Source organism: Streptomyces populi (assembly GCF_002911015.1).
GTDB classification, from domain to species: Bacteria; Actinomycetota; Actinomycetes; order Streptomycetales; family Streptomycetaceae; genus Streptomyces; species Streptomyces populi.
This window is the reverse complement of record NZ_KZ626844.1, coordinates 147,848-161,799: the sequence shown is the minus strand read 5'-3', so window position 1 is coordinate 161,799 and position 13,952 is coordinate 147,848. Positions and strand designations below refer to the sequence as shown.

Sequence of the window (13,952 nt, the reverse complement as noted above, 5' to 3'; positions counted from 1 at the left end):
TCATGCGCCGTTACGGCAAGCACACCGACGAGGACGACATCCGCCAGCGGCCGAACCGCAAGGGCAACCGTCCCCGCACGAACATCCGTCCCAAGCACGAGGAGGCCGTCGAGGGCATGGTCCTCACGGTCGACCGCGGCCGGCTGACCTGTCTGGTCGAGGACCGCGCCGTGGTGGCGATGAAGGCACGCGAACTGGGCCGCAAGGCCGCCGTCGTCGGCGACAAGGTGGCCATCGTCGGCGACCTGTCCGGCGAGAAGGACACCCTCGCCCGCATCGTCCGCATCGAGCCGCGCGGCTCGGTGCTGCGCCGCACGGCCGACGACGACGACCCGTACGAGCGGGTGGTCGTCGCCAACGCCGACCAGCTCGCCATCGTCACCGCCCTCGCGGACCCCGAGCCGCGCCCCCGGCTGATCGACCGCTGTCTGGTGGCGGCCTTCGACGGCGGCCTGAGCCCGCTCCTCGTGCTCACGAAGTCGGACCTGGCCCCGCCGGACAAGTTCCTGGAGCTGTACGGCGCGCTGGACATCCCGTACGTGGTGACCAGCCGCGAGGAGCTGCGCAGCGAGGCCGCCGCCGACCGGGTGCGCGCACACCTGGACGGCAGGATCACGGCGTTCGTCGGTCACTCGGGCGTCGGCAAGACGACCCTGGTGAACGCGCTGGTGCCGCCCGAGCGGCGGCGGACGACCGGCCACGTCAACGCGGTCACGGGCCGTGGCCGGCACACGACCACCTCGGCGCTGGCACTGCCGCTGGCGGGCGGCGACGGAGGCTGGGTGATCGACACCCCGGGTGTCCGGTCCTTCGGCCTCAACCACGTCGATCCGTCCCGGGTCATCCACGCCTTCCCCGATCTCGAACCGGGCACCGAGGGCTGCCCCCGGGCGTGCAGTCACGACGAACCGGACTGCGCGCTCGACGAGTGGGTGGCCGAGGGCCACGCCGACCCGCAGCGGCTGTACTCGCTGCGCCGTCTGCTGGCCACGCGCGAACGCCGCGAGGGCGACTGACCTCCCCGGGTTTGGGTGGGCCCGTCGTCGGTAAGGGCTTCTCCGGGCCGGTGAATGCATAATCGCACCGAGCCGGTCCGGGCCAGCCGAAGCAGTCGACGTGCGATGCGGGAGGAACAAGACATGGCGTGGCTGCTGGTCGTCGTGGCGGGACTGCTCGAAACCGGCTTCGCCGTCTGTCTGAAGCTCTCGCACGGCTTCACCAGGCTCTGGCCCACCGTCGCGTTCTGCGTCTTCGCCCTCGGCAGCTTCGGTCTGCTGACCCTCTCCCTGAAGAAGCTCGACGTCGGTCCGGCCTACGCGGTGTGGACCGGCATCGGCGCGGCCGGCACCGCCGTCTACGGCATGATCTTCCTCGACGACCTGGTCTCCGTCCTGAAGATCGTCTCGATCAGCCTGGTCATCATCGGCGTCATCGGGCTCCAGCTGTCGGGGTCGGCGCACTGAGGACGCCCCCGAGGGCCCGCCGGGGCCCGAAGCGGCCCCCGCTCCTCACACCCCGAGCCGGTGGGACGGCGCCAGCGCGGTCCTGACCAGCTCCGTGGTGATGCCCCGGGCAGGTGGCGCGACGACCCACGACAGCGCGAGCCGGACCACCAGTTCGCAGGCCCGCGTGACCTCGGGGGTGTCCGCCCTGGACAGGGCGAGCGCGGCGACCGCGCGGTCGCGGACCAGTGTCACGAAGTCGGCGGGCGAGGGCAGCGGCCCGTCGGCCCGCCGCTGCGCGGGCACCGCGGACGACGAGGGGACGGCGGGCAGCGCGGGCGAGGGCAGCCGCTCGCTCCAGCATCCGGTCAGCATCGCCCGCACCAGCGCGTTGCTGCGGGCCGCAGAGGTGGTCCACTCGGCGGTCGCGGCCAGCCGCTCCCGCGCGTCCGTGTGAGTCGCCAGGGCCCGGTCGACACCGGCGAGATAGGCGTCCGCCTCCCTGCGCACGAGGGCGCGGGCGAGCCCTTCCTTGCTCCCGAACTCGTTGTAGAGCGTCTGGCGCGACACCCCGGCCATGGCGGCCACGTCGACCATCCGCACCGCGGACCACGGCCGGCGCGCGAGTGCCGTATAGGCGGCGTCCAAAAGGGATTCTCGCGCTGCGGGCATCATCGCCTCCCTGGGGCGAGCGGCACTGCAGCCAGATTTGACGCGTGCGGGGGCACTGTCAAGGGTTCGCGGCGGCCCCGAGGAGCGCGCGACCGGAGCCGCGCTCACCCGAACCGGACACGAGCCCCGAAGCCACGCCGCCCCGACCAGGCACGGCCCCCGAAGCCGCGCTCGCCCCAACCGGACACGGACCCCGAAGCCACGCTCACCCCGGCCGGGTGTGGGGCCCGGGTCCCCGCCGCCGCGGGCCCCGGGTCCCGTCCGCCGCGGATCCGCTCGGCACGGTCCGGCCGGCGACCACCCCTTGGTCCCGTGTAGCCCCGTCCCGACGCGGGCGGATACGGTTCGTCCATGCCCGACTACCGCGATGACCTGCGCCTCGCCCATGTCCTGGCGGACGCCGCCGACGCCGCGACGATGGACCGCTTCAAGGCGCTCGACCTGAAGGTCGAGACCAAGCCGGACATGACCCCGGTGAGCGAGGCGGACAAGGCCGCCGAGGAACTGATCCGCGGCCATCTCCAGCGGGCCAGGCCGCGCGACGCGGTCCTCGGCGAGGAGTACGGCATCGAGGGCACGGGCCCGCGCCGCTGGGTCGTCGATCCGATCGACGGCACCAAGAACTACGTCCGCGGTGTGCCCGTGTGGGCCACGCTGATCTCCCTGATGGAGGCGGGCGAGGGCGGCTACCAGCCGGTCGTCGGCGTCGTCTCCGCCCCCGCGCTGGGCCGTCGCTGGTGGGCGGCGAAGGGGCACGGCGCGTTCACCGGCCGCAGTCTGTCCTCCGCGACCCGGCTGCGGGTGTCCAGCGTCTCCCGGATGGGCGACGCGTCCTTCGCCTACTCCTCGCTGTCCGGCTGGGAGGACCAGGGCCGTCTGGACGGTTTCCTCGATCTCACGAAGGCGGTCTGGCGCACCCGTGGCTACGGCGACTTCTGGCCGTACATGATGGTCGCCGAGGGCTCGGTCGACATCTGCGCCGAACCCGAGCTGTCGCTCTGGGACATGGCGGCGAACGCGATCATCGTGACCGAGGCGGGCGGCGCGTTCACCGGCCTCGACGGACGCCCCGGCCCGCACAGCGGCAACGCGGCCGCGTCGAACGGCCTTCTGCACGACGAGATGCTGGGGTACCTGAACCAACGTTACTGAGTGGCGGATCACGGCCGTGACATGACGGTGACTCACACGGCCGCCATCCGATGCCATGCTGCGGACATGCCCGAGAAATCGCTCGACGAGCGGGACGCTCCGCCGCCCTCCGTGCCAACGCCGGTATCCGCCCGGTCCGCACGAGAAGTCCGGTCGTACGGTGTTCCGGCGGCCTGGCTGACGGCCGGGATCGCGATCGGGGCGGGCGCCGTCGCACTGGCCTGGAATCTCTCCGGATCCGCGGACGACCGGCCGTTCACCCTGGTGGGACAGGTGCAGGTCGCCGGCGATCCCGGAGCCTCGGGGCCCTGCGCCGGCGACCACGAGTTCGGCGACCTCGACAAGGGCGCGCCGGTGACCGTCTTCGACTCGGCGGACCGGGTCGTCGCGACCGGATCGCTGGGAGGCGGCACCTACGACAGCTTCGCGAGGTGCGTGTTCCCGGTCACCGTACGGGGAGTGCCGGACGGCTCGAAGTCGTACGCCGTGCGGATCGGCCTGCACGGAAAGACCGAGGTCACGAACGAGGAGGCCCGGACCGGGAGCCTGATCGTGAAGCTCGGCCTGCCCTGATCCGCGCACGGGCGCGTGATGCGTGCCGGCCCGGTCCTCGAGCGTCGGCGCGCCCCGCCGGGCAGCCCCTTTCGTCCGGCGGTACCACCGGGGCCCCTGGGCAGCCCTGTCGGCCCCGGGGCTGCCGGGCAACCCCGGGCGCCCCCGAACTCGCGGCACGCGCCCCCTTGTTGACCCTCCCTTTAACTGCGACCCTGAGAGTTCCCCCACTTGTGAACTTGTGAACCATTTCTCTTTGCGCTCCGTCGAGGAGCCGGGGAGTCCGCGGTTCACCGAGGAGGTGGCTCCAGCCCATGCTCGTCCGCGACGCCATGAGCACGGTGGTCCTCACCATCGGCCCGGCACACACCCTCCGACAGTCCGCCCGCCTGATGTCCGCGCGCCACGTCGGCGCGGCGGTGGTCCTCGACGAGGAATCCTCCGGCCTCGGCATCCTCACCGAGCGTGACATCCTCAACTCCCTCGCCCACGGCCAGAACCCGGATGCGGAGACAGCCGGCAGCCACACCACCACCGACGTCGTCTTCGCGGCGCCCACCTGGACCCTGGAGGAGGCGGCGGCCGCGATGTCGCACGGCGGCTTCCGGCATCTGATCGTCCTCGACGGCAGCGGCCCGGTGGGCATCGTCTCGGTCCGCGACATCATCCGCTGCTGGGCTCCCGTCCGGCAGCGGGTACCGGCCTGACCGGACCCGCGGGTCCGGCCCGAGAGCGAAGGCGGGCCCGAACCCCCGGGGACGACCCGGGAGTTCGGGCCCGCCGCCGGTCCGTCGGCCGGAAAACCCCTCGCCCCGAGCCCATACCGGACCCGATCCCTGTATGGACCTTGTCCAAAACAAGGTGAGATCTAAAACCACACCTGTTCGGGATCTGGTTCACCTGCTGTTACGCTGACCTGTATGAGTGACCTGTTGGAACGCCTGCGCGGACGTGGATGGCGGATGACCGCGCAGCGACGCGTCGTGGCCGAGGTCCTCGACGGCGACCACGTCCATCTGACGGCCGACGAGGTGCACGCCCGCGCCGTGGTCAAGCTGCCCGAGATCTCCCGGGCGACCGTCTACAACACGCTGGGCGAGCTGGTCTCGCTCGGCGAGGTGCTGGAAGTCGCCACGGACAAGCGCGCCAAGCGGTACGACCCGAACGCGCACCGTCCGCACCACCACCTGGTCTGTGCCCGGTGCGGCGCGATCCGTGACGTCCACCCGATCGGCAACCCGCTCGGCGACCTCCCCGACTCGGAGCGCTTCGGCTTCACCGTCTCGGACGTCGAGGTGACCTACCGGGGCGTCTGCCCGGACTGCGCGGCCATGGCGGCGTAGAAGGACGCTCGCCCCTGTCCGCCGCGGCATTCGTTCGCTGTTCGCCGTGGCGTTTCCGTACCGGGACCGCAAACGCACCGAGGGCCGGAACCCTTTCGGATTCCGGCCCTCGGCCTTCAGTAGCGGGGACAGGATTTGAACCTGCGACCTCTGGGTTATGAGCCCAGCGAGCTACCGAGCTGCTCCACCCCGCGTCGATGAACTGAACAGTACGTCAAGACCATGGCCCGCGCAAATCCATTGGCCGGGCGCTCCGGCGACGGTCCCGGCGGCCCCGCGAGCCCGGCCGGCCGGAGCCGCTCACGCGGACAGCTCCTCCCGCAAGGCGTCCCGCAGCCGCGCCGCCCGCTCGGAGACCTCCGCAGGCCCCAGCGACACGGCCCGGTCGGCCCACCGCTGCCCCTCCGCCAGCTCCCCGCGCCGCGCGTACACGAGCGCCAGCCGGAGCGCCGCCCGCCCGTGGCCCGCGTCGGCCGCGCGGGTCCACCACAGCGCCGCCTCCGGCTCGCTGCCCTCACGGGCCAGCAGCAGCCCGAGGTTGAAGGCGCCGTTGCGCGACCCCGCCTCCGCGGCCTCGCGGTACCAGCGCGCCGCCTCCACCACGTCGCCCCGTGCCGCGGCCAGCATCCCGACCCGCACCTGCGCGCGCCGGTGCCCCTGGGACGCGGCCCGCTCGTACCACTCCTCGCACTCGCTCTTCTCCTGCGAGTGCTCCCCGAGCTCGTGCGCGGGCGCCGGGGGCCGCCGGGCGTCGAGCACGGTGGCGAGCCGGTAGGCGGCCTCGGCGCTGCCCCCTCCCGCGGCGCACCGCAGATGCCGCTCGGCGGTCGGCTCGTCGCCCTCCCGCAGCCGCGCGATGCCCACCTGGAGCGCCGCTTCCGTGTGTCCGGCGGCGGCCGCGCGCTCGTACCACCGCAGCGCGGCGGCGTCGTCGGCCTCGGTGGCGCGCCCGGCGTGCAGGATGCCGAGGTTGAACGCGGCGTCCACGCTCCCGGCCTCCGCCGCCTTGGAGAACCACGGTTCGGCTCCGGCCGCGTCGCCGACCTGGAGCAGCAGGATCGCCAGGGCGTTGGCGGCCTCGCGGTGACCTGCGTACGCGGCCCTGCGGTACCACTGTTCGGCCTGCGCGGTGCGCCCCTGCTCGACGCAGAGCAGTGCGAGGTTGTACGCGCCGTTCACGTCGCCCGCGTCCATCGCGGCCCGGTACCACCGCTCGGCGGTCTGGGTCTCGCCCCGCTCGGCGTGCAGTGCGCCCAGCGCGTTGGCGGCGTTCCCGTCCCCGTCCTGCGCGGCCCGCAGCCACCAGACGGCGGCGCTGTCGGGGTCCCCGGCGTCACGCAGCAGGAACCCGAGGGCGCACGCGGCGCGCGCCTCCCCGTCCTTGGCGGACGTCAGGTACCAGCGCCCGGCCTCCTTGAGGTCGCCGCGCTTCTCCAGGATCGCCCCGAGGTGCAGCGCGGCCCTGCGGTGCCCGCGCGCGGCGGCCTGCCGGTACCACTGCTCGGCGGCCTGCCCGGCGGCACCGATGACACCGTTGTCGCCCACGGCCTCGCCCGAGTCCAGGGCCTTGCGGTCGAGCGTGCGCGCCAGCCGGTACGCGGCCTCGCGGTGCCCCCGCTCCGCGGCGGCCCGCATCCACTGCTCGGCACCCACGTCGCTACGGTGCTCCAGCAGATCGGCGAGGGCGTACGCGCCCAGGGCGTGCCCCTGCTCGGCCGACTGGCGCAGCCAGTACTCGGCGGCGGGTTCGTCGCCGCGCTCCCGGTGGTGCCGGCCGAGCGCGTGCGCGGCGGCCGCGCTGCCGGCCACGGCGGCGATCCGCCACCATCCGGCGGCCTCGTCGGCGTATCCGCGCTGGTAGAGGAGGACACCCAGGTTGTTGGCGGCGGCACGGTCGCCGGCGGCGGTCGCCGCGCGCAGATGGGGTTCGGCCGCGTCGAGATCACCGCGGCGCAGCAGCATGGCCCCGAGGACGCTCATCGCCTCGACGTCGCCGGCCTGGGCGGCCGACCACCGGCGCGCCTCCTCGGCAGCCTCGCCGGTTTCGTCCCGGTCGGAAGGCTGTGTGAGATCAACAGGCTGCTCGAAGTCGGCAGACTGCTCAAACCGCCCTGTATCCAACAGAGTTGCCTTGTCCCCCATAACGTCCATCGTCGCACCACCCGCAACCTGGGTACACCTGGTATACCGCAGCCAGTGAGGTCACTTCAGCGTTTTGTCGACATGCCCACAGAGAGACAAGTCAAACACAGATCACCCAACTCCCCGCGCATGTCGCGGCACTTCACGTGAGTGGCCAGGTCACCGACTTTCTCCGGCGTGGCGTCACACACGTCGAAGGCCCGGATCCATGAACTGGATCCGGGCCTTCGACTTCAGTAGCGGGGACAGGATTTGAACCTGCGACCTCTGGGTTATGAGCCCAGCGAGCTACCGAGCTGCTCCACCCCGCGCCGTTGTTCCTCAACCGTATCACGGCGCGGGGCGCAGTCTTCGATCAACTGCTCGCGGAGCTCCTTCAGCCGCTCGGGCTGCCGCTCGGGGTGGGGCTGGGACCGGCTCCGGCCCCATCGCTCTTGCCGGAACCCTTTCCGTCCGGCTTGTCCGCGCCGGAGCCGCCGGCGGACTTGTCCGCCGCGGCCTGCGCGTCCTCGGCCCGCTTCAGCGCGTCCTCCAGGTTCTTCTGCGCCTCCCCGTACGCCTTCCAGTCGCCCTTCTTGAGGGCTTCCTGGCCGTCGTCGAAGGCCTTCTGCGCGTCGTCGAGCGCGGCCTGGACCGTCGGGTTGCCCGACGTGGGCGGCTTCGGCTTCGTGGTGTCCTGGTCCGGCGGCTGAGTCGAACTCTCCGCCCCGAAGACCTTGTTGAGCGCCTGGCCGAGGGTGTCCTCGAAGGCGGTGCTGCCTCCGTAGGTGACCAGCACCTTGCGCAGCAGCGGGTACTTGAGATCGCCACCGCGGACGTAGACCGGCTCCACGTAGAGCAGTCCGCCGTCGAGCGGCACGGTCAGCAGGTTGCCGTACTCGACCTCCGAGTCGCCGCCTCTGAGGAGCCTGATGGACTCGGCGATGGACGGCTCGGAGTTGAACTGGCTCTGCACCCGCTTGGGTCCGTCGACCGTTCTGCCGGTCGGCAGTTTCAGGACGCTGATCTTGCCGTAACCGGGCGTCCCCGCCTCGGCGTTGACCGACACGAACGCGCTCAGGTTGTCACGGCCGTTGGGCGTCATCGTCGTCGTCAGCGAGAACGCCTGCGACGACTGTCCCGGCAGCTTCATGCTCAGGTAGTACGGCGGCACCGCGCTGCCCGACTTGTTGGTCGGGTCGTCCGGGACCTGCCACACCTCGCTGCCGCTCAGGAACGTCTGGGCGTCCTTCACGTGGTAGCGGGTGAGCAGTTCGCGCTGGACCTTGAACAGGTCCTGCGGGTAGCGCAGATGAGCCATCAGCTCCGGCGAGATCGACTTCTTCGACTCCACCGTGTTCGGGAACGCCTTCATCCAGGTCTTCAGGACCGGGTCCTCGGTGTCCCACTGGTAGAGCTTGACCGCGCCGGTGTACGCGTCGACGGTCGCCTTCACCGAGTTGCGGATGTAGTTGACCTGGTTCTGCTGGGCCACCACCGCGCGCTGGTTGTTGGCGGCCGTCAGCGAGTCCGCCGTGGTGTCGCCGAGCGTGGTGCGCGAGGCGTACGGGTAGCCGTTGGTGGTGGTGTACGCGTCGACGATCCACTGGATCTTCCCGTCGACGACCGCCGGGTAGGCGTCGCCGTCGATGGTCAGCCAGGGCGCCACCGCCTCGACCCGCTCCTTGGGCGTGCGGTTGTAGAGGATCCGCGAACCCTCGCCGATCGCGCCCGAGTACAGGATCTGCGGCTCGCCGAACGCCACCGCGTACGCGGCCCGGTTGACCGGACTCGCGAGGCTGACGCCGCTCTTGCCCTTGTAGCTGGTGGTCTTCTCACCGTTGTCGTCGGAGTAGTCGATCTCCTTCTGGGGACCGCCGACGATCGAGTACTGGGTGGTCTTCTCGCCGTAGTAGACCTGCTGCTGGTACGAGCCGAGGTCGCCCTTGGAGGGCAGGTTGTACTCGGTGAAGACCGGGCGGCCCTCGCTGTCGGCCTCGGTGCCCTTGGCCGCGACGACGCCGTATCCGTGCGTGTACCGGAAGTGGTCGTTGATCCAGTTGTTCTTCGGGATGCCCGCGAGGTTGAGCTCGCGCAGGCCGAGGACGGTGTCCTGCTCCTTGCCGTCCTTGCTGTACCGGTCGACGTCCAGGTTCGACGGGAAGCCGTAGTAGTTCCGCACCTGCTGGAGCTGCTGGAAGGTCGGCGACACGATGTTCGGGTCCATCAGGCGGATGCTCGCGACGGTGTCGGCGTCGTCACGCAGCTCGGCCTTGTTCTCGGTGTCGCTCGCCCCCGGATAGTCCTGCACGTCGGTGCCGGCGATCCCGTACGCATCGCGGGTCGCCTTGAGGTTCTTCTCGACGTACGGCGCTTCCTTGGCCTGCTCGTTGGGCTCGACCTGGAACTTCTGGACTATCGCGGGGTACAGGCCGCCGATGAGGACCGCCGAGAGCACCATGAGGCCGAAGCCGATCACGGGCAGCTGCCAGGTGCGCCGCCACAGCGTCGCGAAGAAGAGCAGCGCGCAGATGACCGCGATGCAGAACAGGATCGTCTTGGCGGGCAGGTACGCGTTCGCGTCGACGTACCGCAGACCCGTCCAGTTGCCGGTGGCCTTGAAGTCACTGGACTTCACCGCGAGCCCGTACCGGTCGAGCCAGTACGCGACCGCCTTCAGGGCGACGAAGACGCCGAGGAGCACCGAGAGGTGTCCGGTGGCCGCGGCCGTCGCGCGCGCTCCCGGGCTGGTGACGCGCAGACCTCCGTAGAGGTAGTGCGTGAGCGCGGCGGCGATCAGGGAGAGCACGGCGGCGGCGAAGCCGAAGCCGAGCAGGAAGCGGTACCAGGGCAGGTCGAAGGCGTAGAACGAGACGTCGAGGTGGAACTGGGGGTCCTTCTGGTGGAAGGGGACCCCGTTCACCCACATCAGCCACGTACGCCACTGGCCCGAGGCGGACGCGCCGGCGATCAGCCCCACCAGGGACGTGATCGCGAGCAGCAGCCAGCGCTTGTAGGGCGCGATGCCCATGCGGTACCGGTCGAGGCTCTGCTGCTCCATCGACATGGCGCTCAGCGGCGGGCGCAGCCGGTGCGCCAGCCAGATGTTGAAGCCCACCGCGGCCGCCATCAGCAGACCGAAGACGAAGAAGAGCCCGATCTTGGTCCACAGGGTGGTGGTGAAGACCGACGAGTAGTGGACCGAGCGGTACCAGAGCCAGTCCGTCCAGAACCCCGCGAACATGACGAAGGCCATGGCCAGCACGGCCAGCACGCCCAGTGTCATGAGCAGGGTCCGGATACGCCGGGACGGCCGGCCCACTCTGATCCGTGGCCCCGTCGGGCCTCCGCCGCGGTCCGGCATCTGGAAAGCCAAGGTGCGCACCTCGAAGTCGCAGTCGATTCCGTCCGGTCCCCATGTCGGTGGACCGTCAGTAAGGCTCCGTGATCGGGGAGCCTCATCTATGCAACTTACTCACGCTTTACTCGGTTCCCGATTCAGGTCACGAACGAGGCAGGATTGTGACCATGTCCAACACTCCCATGGCAGCGAGCCCCCTGACCCGGGCCGTACTCGAGATCGACGAGTACGCCTCCGGCCTCGGCTGGGACCAGCCCGCCCGCCTCTTCGCCCTCGTAGACACCGCACGCCTGCGGGCCCAGGAACCCGGCCTCGCCGCTCAGCTCGGCCTGGAGAACGAGCAGGAGACCACCGGTCTCACCCCCGTCGAGCAGGAGGAGATCCCCGCCGGCAAGCCGCTGGACGAGTTCCTCGGCACCATCGCCTGGCCCGACGCCGTCGTCGGCTGCGCGCTCACCGTGGAGCGGCTGATGCTGCCGCCGTCCGCGGAGGCCTCCGTCCCCGGGGACCTGAGCGGCAAGAAGCTGGCCCAGTGGGTCGCCGCGCACCCGGACCGCCAGGAGGTGCGGATGACGGTCGGCGTCCTGCGGGACGGCACCCGCGACTCGGCGGTGCGGCTGCGCGAGAAGGACGCGGCGACGGAGGTGCTCACGGGCGCGGGCCTCGTGCCGGGCCTCGCGGAGGCGCTGTCCGCGACGTTCGCGGACTGATCCGCGCACGGACGTGACCGGGGGCGCCCCACGGTTCGTGGGGCGCCCCCGGTCACGGACGGGCGGTGTCCGTCAGCCCTTGACGGTGCACTTGGGCAGGTCGGAGGTCCGGCCCGCGCCGATGTCCTTGAGGGCCTTCATCGCGTCGCCGAGGGTGTCGACCTTGACGAGCCTGAGCCCGTCGGGGGTGTCCTTGGCGGCCTCGGCGCAGTTGTCCTTGGGGGTCAGGAAGTACTGGGCGCCCTTGTTGCGCGCGCCGACCGTCTTCATGTCGATGCCGCCGATCGGGCCGACCTTGCCGTTGTCGTCGATGGTGCCGGTGCCGGCCACGAACTTGCCTCCGGTGAGGTTCCCCGGAGTGAGCTTGTCCACGATGCCGAGCGAGAACATCAGACCCGCGCTCGGGCCGCCGACGTCGGCGAGCTTGATGTCGATGGTGAACGGGAACGTGTGGTCGATCCCGGCCGAGATCCCGACGATGGCACGGCCGGTGCCGCTGTCGTCGGACTTGGTCGTGGTTATCGTCACGTCCTTGGTCGCGGTCGCCGTCGTGTGCTCCTTCGCGGCGGCGGCCTGCTCCTTGGCGGGCACGATCCTGAACACCGTCTTCTCGCCGGGCTTGTGCCTGGTGACGAGTTTCGCGACGTCGTCGGGCGCCTTCACGGCCGTACCGTCGACGGCCTTGATGACGTCACCGGCGTGCAGCCGCCCCTCGGACGGGGAGCCCTTGACGACGGTGGAGACGATCACCCAGGACTTCACGGGGATGCCCAGCTCCTTCAGGGCGGACACCTTGGCGCTCTCCTGGGACTGGCTGAACTCCTCGGCGTTCTCCTGCGTCGACTGCTGCTCGGTCTTGCCGTCCGGGTAGAGCGTGTCGTGCGGCACGATCTTGCTGTCGTGCGCCAGCCATCCGTACACGGCCTCGACGAGGTTCATCTTGTAGTCGGCGCTCGTGACCCGGACCGTGGTCATGTTCAGATGTCCGGTCGTCGGGTACGTCTTGCGGCCCGAGATCTGCAGCACCGGCTCACCGTCGTGGTCACCCAGCGTGTTCACCGTGGGACCCGGTGACATCTCCGAGTACGGCACTTTGATGAACACTCCCGCGCACAGGAGCGCGATCAGGATCAGGGTGGAGGCGAGCATCGTCGCGGTGCGGCGTGGCATGGAACGACAGTACGGGACGGTGGTGTAAGCGCACCGTCGGGGCCGTCCGTACGTGAGGGGCCGGAATACCGTCCGAAAGGCGCGAATGCCGTGCTCCGGGCGGCGGTCCGAGGCGTTCCGCGCGCCCGGCCGACCGGGACTCCCGCCGCGGCCCGTCGAACGTCCGGACGCGTCGGCGCGAGGGGCGGACCGCGAACCTCAGAACGCGTCGGAGGGGGACTTCTCCCGTACGCCGGTCCGCTCCATGGCCTCACGGAAACGCGTGTATCCGGCGAGCTCGACACCGTCTCCCGCGGCCTTGCGATTCCGGCCGGCCCAACTGCCCCACAGGCTGGCACCGATCGCGGCCATCAACGGAATCAGCAACCAGGCGAGCGCCGCCATGCCGACCTCCCAACCCCATGAGCGACCGCAACTGACTGATCAGCAGATTTAACATCCGCACTGTTCAGCAGATTAACCATCCGCACTGTCAACGCTCACGGCAGGGCCCTGGTTACGCAACCGGACGACGGTGAGAAGTCGGGCGGCTCCGGTGAGTGCCCGGCGCCGGACGGTCCCGCGGGTCTCAGCAGGCGCCGACCCATTCCTCCGTGCCGTCGGAGAACCTCTGGTGCTTCCAGATCGGCACCTCGTGCTTGAGGTCGTCGATGAGCTTGCGGCAGGCCTCGAAGGCCTCGCTCCGGTGCGGGCAGGACACGGCGACGATCACGGCCAGATCCCCGACGCGCAGGTCGCCCACCCGGTGGACGGCGGCCAGTGCCCGTACCGGATAGGCGGCGGCCACCTCCTCCGCGACGCGGCGCATCTCCGCCTCGGCGCTGGGATGGGACGAGTACCCGAGTTCGTCGACGTCGGCGCCCGCGTCGTGGTTGCGCACGGTCCCCACGAACAACGCGGTCCCCCCGGCGGCGTCGTCCCCCACCGCCTTGAAGACCTCGTCCAGGGAGAGCGGTTCGTCGCGGATCGCGAGCAGCCGGACCGGATCCTGAGCGGCCCGCTCACCGGGGTGGTCATAGGTAGGTGCCATGCACCCATCGTGCCGCACCCCGTCGGCCCCGTGGAACACGGCTCCCACCCGGCACGCGCGCGTACCGCCCGGGACCTTCTCCGGAACACCCCGGCGTGCCGTCGGACCGTGCCGGGGCCACACCCGCGGACCGTGCCCGGGCCACACCCGCGGTCCGGGTCCAGCCGCACCCGGACCGCGGGTCCATGGGACCGGAAGGGTCGTGCCCACAAGCCCGCACCGTCTCCACCCGGCGCGGCCCGGCACATCCGGCTCGACGCGGGCGGCACGGCGCGGCCCGGCGCGGCACAGGCCGGCTCTCGGCACGCCCAACACGACACGGCCCGGCGCAGGCCAGCTCTCGGCACGCCCGGCACGACACGGGCCGGCTCTCGGCACGCCCGGCACCGCCCAGCTCGG

General features: G+C 71.0%; 13 protein-coding genes and 2 tRNA genes. 7 read left to right on the top strand and 8 right to left on the bottom strand.

Going from position 1 to position 13,952, the window contains the following annotated elements; genetic code table 11:
• Nucleotides 1–2: 2 nt before the first annotated feature.
• Nucleotides 3–1,016: a ribosome small subunit-dependent GTPase A gene (gene rsgA / locus CW362_RS04770; protein WP_103548064.1), complete on the top strand. Its 1,014-nt coding sequence runs from the start codon at nt 3–5 to the stop codon at nt 1,014–1,016.
• Between the two features lie 123 nt (nt 1,017–1,139).
• Nucleotides 1,140–1,463 (top strand): DMT family transporter, encoded by a 324-nt coding sequence (locus CW362_RS04765; RefSeq protein ID WP_103548063.1) that lies wholly within the window; start codon nt 1,140–1,142, stop codon nt 1,461–1,463.
• Between the two features lie 45 nt (nt 1,464–1,508).
• Here CW362_RS04765 and CW362_RS04760 read toward each other — a convergent pair whose 3' ends face one another.
• Nucleotides 1,509–2,117 carry a TetR/AcrR family transcriptional regulator gene (locus CW362_RS04760; protein ID WP_103548062.1) on the bottom strand — a complete coding sequence of 203 codons (609 nt, stop codon included), beginning with the start codon at nt 2,115–2,117 and terminating at the stop codon, nt 1,509–1,511.
• 348 nt (nt 2,118–2,465) lie between these two features.
• On the opposite strand from CW362_RS04760, the gene hisN reads away from it, so the two are divergent.
• The 4 genes from hisN to CW362_RS04740 all read left to right on the top strand — a co-directional run bounded on the left by hisN (nt 2,466) and on the right by CW362_RS04740 (nt 5,161).
• Complete coding sequence (gene hisN / locus CW362_RS04755; RefSeq protein ID WP_103548061.1) at nt 2,466–3,266, top strand: histidinol-phosphatase; 801 nt, start codon at nt 2,466–2,468, stop codon at nt 3,264–3,266.
• 66 nt (nt 3,267–3,332) lie between these two features.
• Complete coding sequence (locus CW362_RS04750; protein WP_103548060.1) at nt 3,333–3,839, top strand: hypothetical protein; 507 nt, start codon at nt 3,333–3,335, stop codon at nt 3,837–3,839.
• Between the two features lie 293 nt (nt 3,840–4,132).
• A complete protein-coding gene (locus CW362_RS04745) occupies nt 4,133–4,525 on the top strand; it encodes a CBS domain-containing protein (protein ID WP_103548059.1) in 393 nt (130 codons plus the stop codon).
• A 213-nt stretch (nt 4,526–4,738) separates the two neighbouring features.
• Nucleotides 4,739–5,161: a Fur family transcriptional regulator gene (locus tag CW362_RS04740; RefSeq protein WP_103548058.1), complete on the top strand. Its 423-nt coding sequence runs from the start codon at nt 4,739–4,741 to the stop codon at nt 5,159–5,161.
• 120 nt (nt 5,162–5,281) lie between these two features.
• Here the strand turns inward: CW362_RS04740 and CW362_RS04735 are convergent.
• The 4 genes from CW362_RS04735 to CW362_RS04720 form a co-directional block, all read right to left on the bottom strand.
• Nucleotides 5,282–5,355: transfer RNA gene (locus CW362_RS04735), tRNA-Met, on the bottom strand.
• 106 nt (nt 5,356–5,461) lie between these two features.
• Nucleotides 5,462–7,312, bottom strand: a complete 1,851-nt coding sequence (locus CW362_RS04730; protein ID WP_103548057.1) for a tetratricopeptide repeat protein — start codon at nt 7,310–7,312, stop codon at nt 5,462–5,464.
• Nucleotides 7,313–7,540: 228 nt separating this feature from the next.
• Nucleotides 7,541–7,614: transfer RNA gene (locus tag CW362_RS04725), tRNA-Met, on the bottom strand.
• Between the two features lie 65 nt (nt 7,615–7,679).
• Nucleotides 7,680–10,646, bottom strand: coding sequence for a UPF0182 family membrane protein (locus CW362_RS04720; protein WP_103548092.1), 2,967 nt, complete (start codon nt 10,644–10,646; stop codon nt 7,680–7,682).
• Between the two features lie 164 nt (nt 10,647–10,810).
• On the opposite strand from CW362_RS04720, the gene CW362_RS04715 reads away from it, so the two are divergent.
• Entirely contained in the window at nt 10,811–11,353 is a 543-nt protein-coding gene (locus CW362_RS04715; protein ID WP_103548056.1) for a PPA1309 family protein, read from the top strand.
• Between the two features lie 72 nt (nt 11,354–11,425).
• Here the strand turns inward: CW362_RS04715 and CW362_RS04710 are convergent, their stop codons facing one another.
• From CW362_RS04710 to CW362_RS04700, 3 genes are all read right to left on the bottom strand, one after another.
• Nucleotides 11,426–12,523, bottom strand: a complete 1,098-nt coding sequence (locus CW362_RS04710) for a YlbL family protein (protein WP_103548055.1) — start codon at nt 12,521–12,523, stop codon at nt 11,426–11,428.
• Between the two features lie 198 nt (nt 12,524–12,721).
• Nucleotides 12,722–12,907 carry a hypothetical protein gene (locus CW362_RS04705; RefSeq protein ID WP_103548054.1) on the bottom strand — a complete coding sequence of 62 codons (186 nt, stop codon included), beginning with the start codon at nt 12,905–12,907 and terminating at the stop codon, nt 12,722–12,724.
• Between the two features lie 184 nt (nt 12,908–13,091).
• Nucleotides 13,092–13,553: a molybdenum cofactor biosynthesis protein MoaE gene (locus tag CW362_RS04700; protein WP_103548053.1), complete on the bottom strand. Its 462-nt coding sequence runs from the start codon at nt 13,551–13,553 to the stop codon at nt 13,092–13,094.
• Nucleotides 13,554–13,952: the final 399 nt, after the last annotated feature.

Bases quoted from the DNA above. Each gene is read 5' to 3' on its own strand.
- rsgA (WP_103548064.1), top strand. From the start codon at position 3: ATGCGCCGTTACGGCAAGCACACCGACGAGGACGACATCCGCCAGCGG.
- CW362_RS04765 (WP_103548063.1), top strand. From the start codon at position 1,140: ATGGCGTGGCTGCTGGTCGTCGTGGCGGGACTGCTCGAAACCGGCTTC.
- CW362_RS04760 (WP_103548062.1), bottom strand. From the start codon at position 2,117: ATGATGCCCGCAGCGCGAGAATCCCTTTTGGACGCCGCCTATACGGCA.
- hisN (WP_103548061.1), top strand. From the start codon at position 2,466: ATGCCCGACTACCGCGATGACCTGCGCCTCGCCCATGTCCTGGCGGAC.
- CW362_RS04750 (WP_103548060.1), top strand. From the start codon at position 3,333: ATGCCCGAGAAATCGCTCGACGAGCGGGACGCTCCGCCGCCCTCCGTG.
- CW362_RS04745 (WP_103548059.1), top strand. From the start codon at position 4,133: ATGCTCGTCCGCGACGCCATGAGCACGGTGGTCCTCACCATCGGCCCG.
- CW362_RS04740 (WP_103548058.1), top strand. From the start codon at position 4,739: ATGAGTGACCTGTTGGAACGCCTGCGCGGACGTGGATGGCGGATGACC.
- CW362_RS04730 (WP_103548057.1), bottom strand. From the start codon at position 7,312: ATGGACGTTATGGGGGACAAGGCAACTCTGTTGGATACAGGGCGGTTT.
- CW362_RS04720 (WP_103548092.1), bottom strand. From the start codon at position 10,646: ATGCCGGACCGCGGCGGAGGCCCGACGGGGCCACGGATCAGAGTGGGC.
- CW362_RS04715 (WP_103548056.1), top strand. From the start codon at position 10,811: ATGTCCAACACTCCCATGGCAGCGAGCCCCCTGACCCGGGCCGTACTC.
- CW362_RS04710 (WP_103548055.1), bottom strand. From the start codon at position 12,523: ATGCCACGCCGCACCGCGACGATGCTCGCCTCCACCCTGATCCTGATC.
- CW362_RS04705 (WP_103548054.1), bottom strand. From the start codon at position 12,907: ATGGCGGCGCTCGCCTGGTTGCTGATTCCGTTGATGGCCGCGATCGGT.
- CW362_RS04700 (WP_103548053.1), bottom strand. From the start codon at position 13,553: ATGGCACCTACCTATGACCACCCCGGTGAGCGGGCCGCTCAGGATCCG.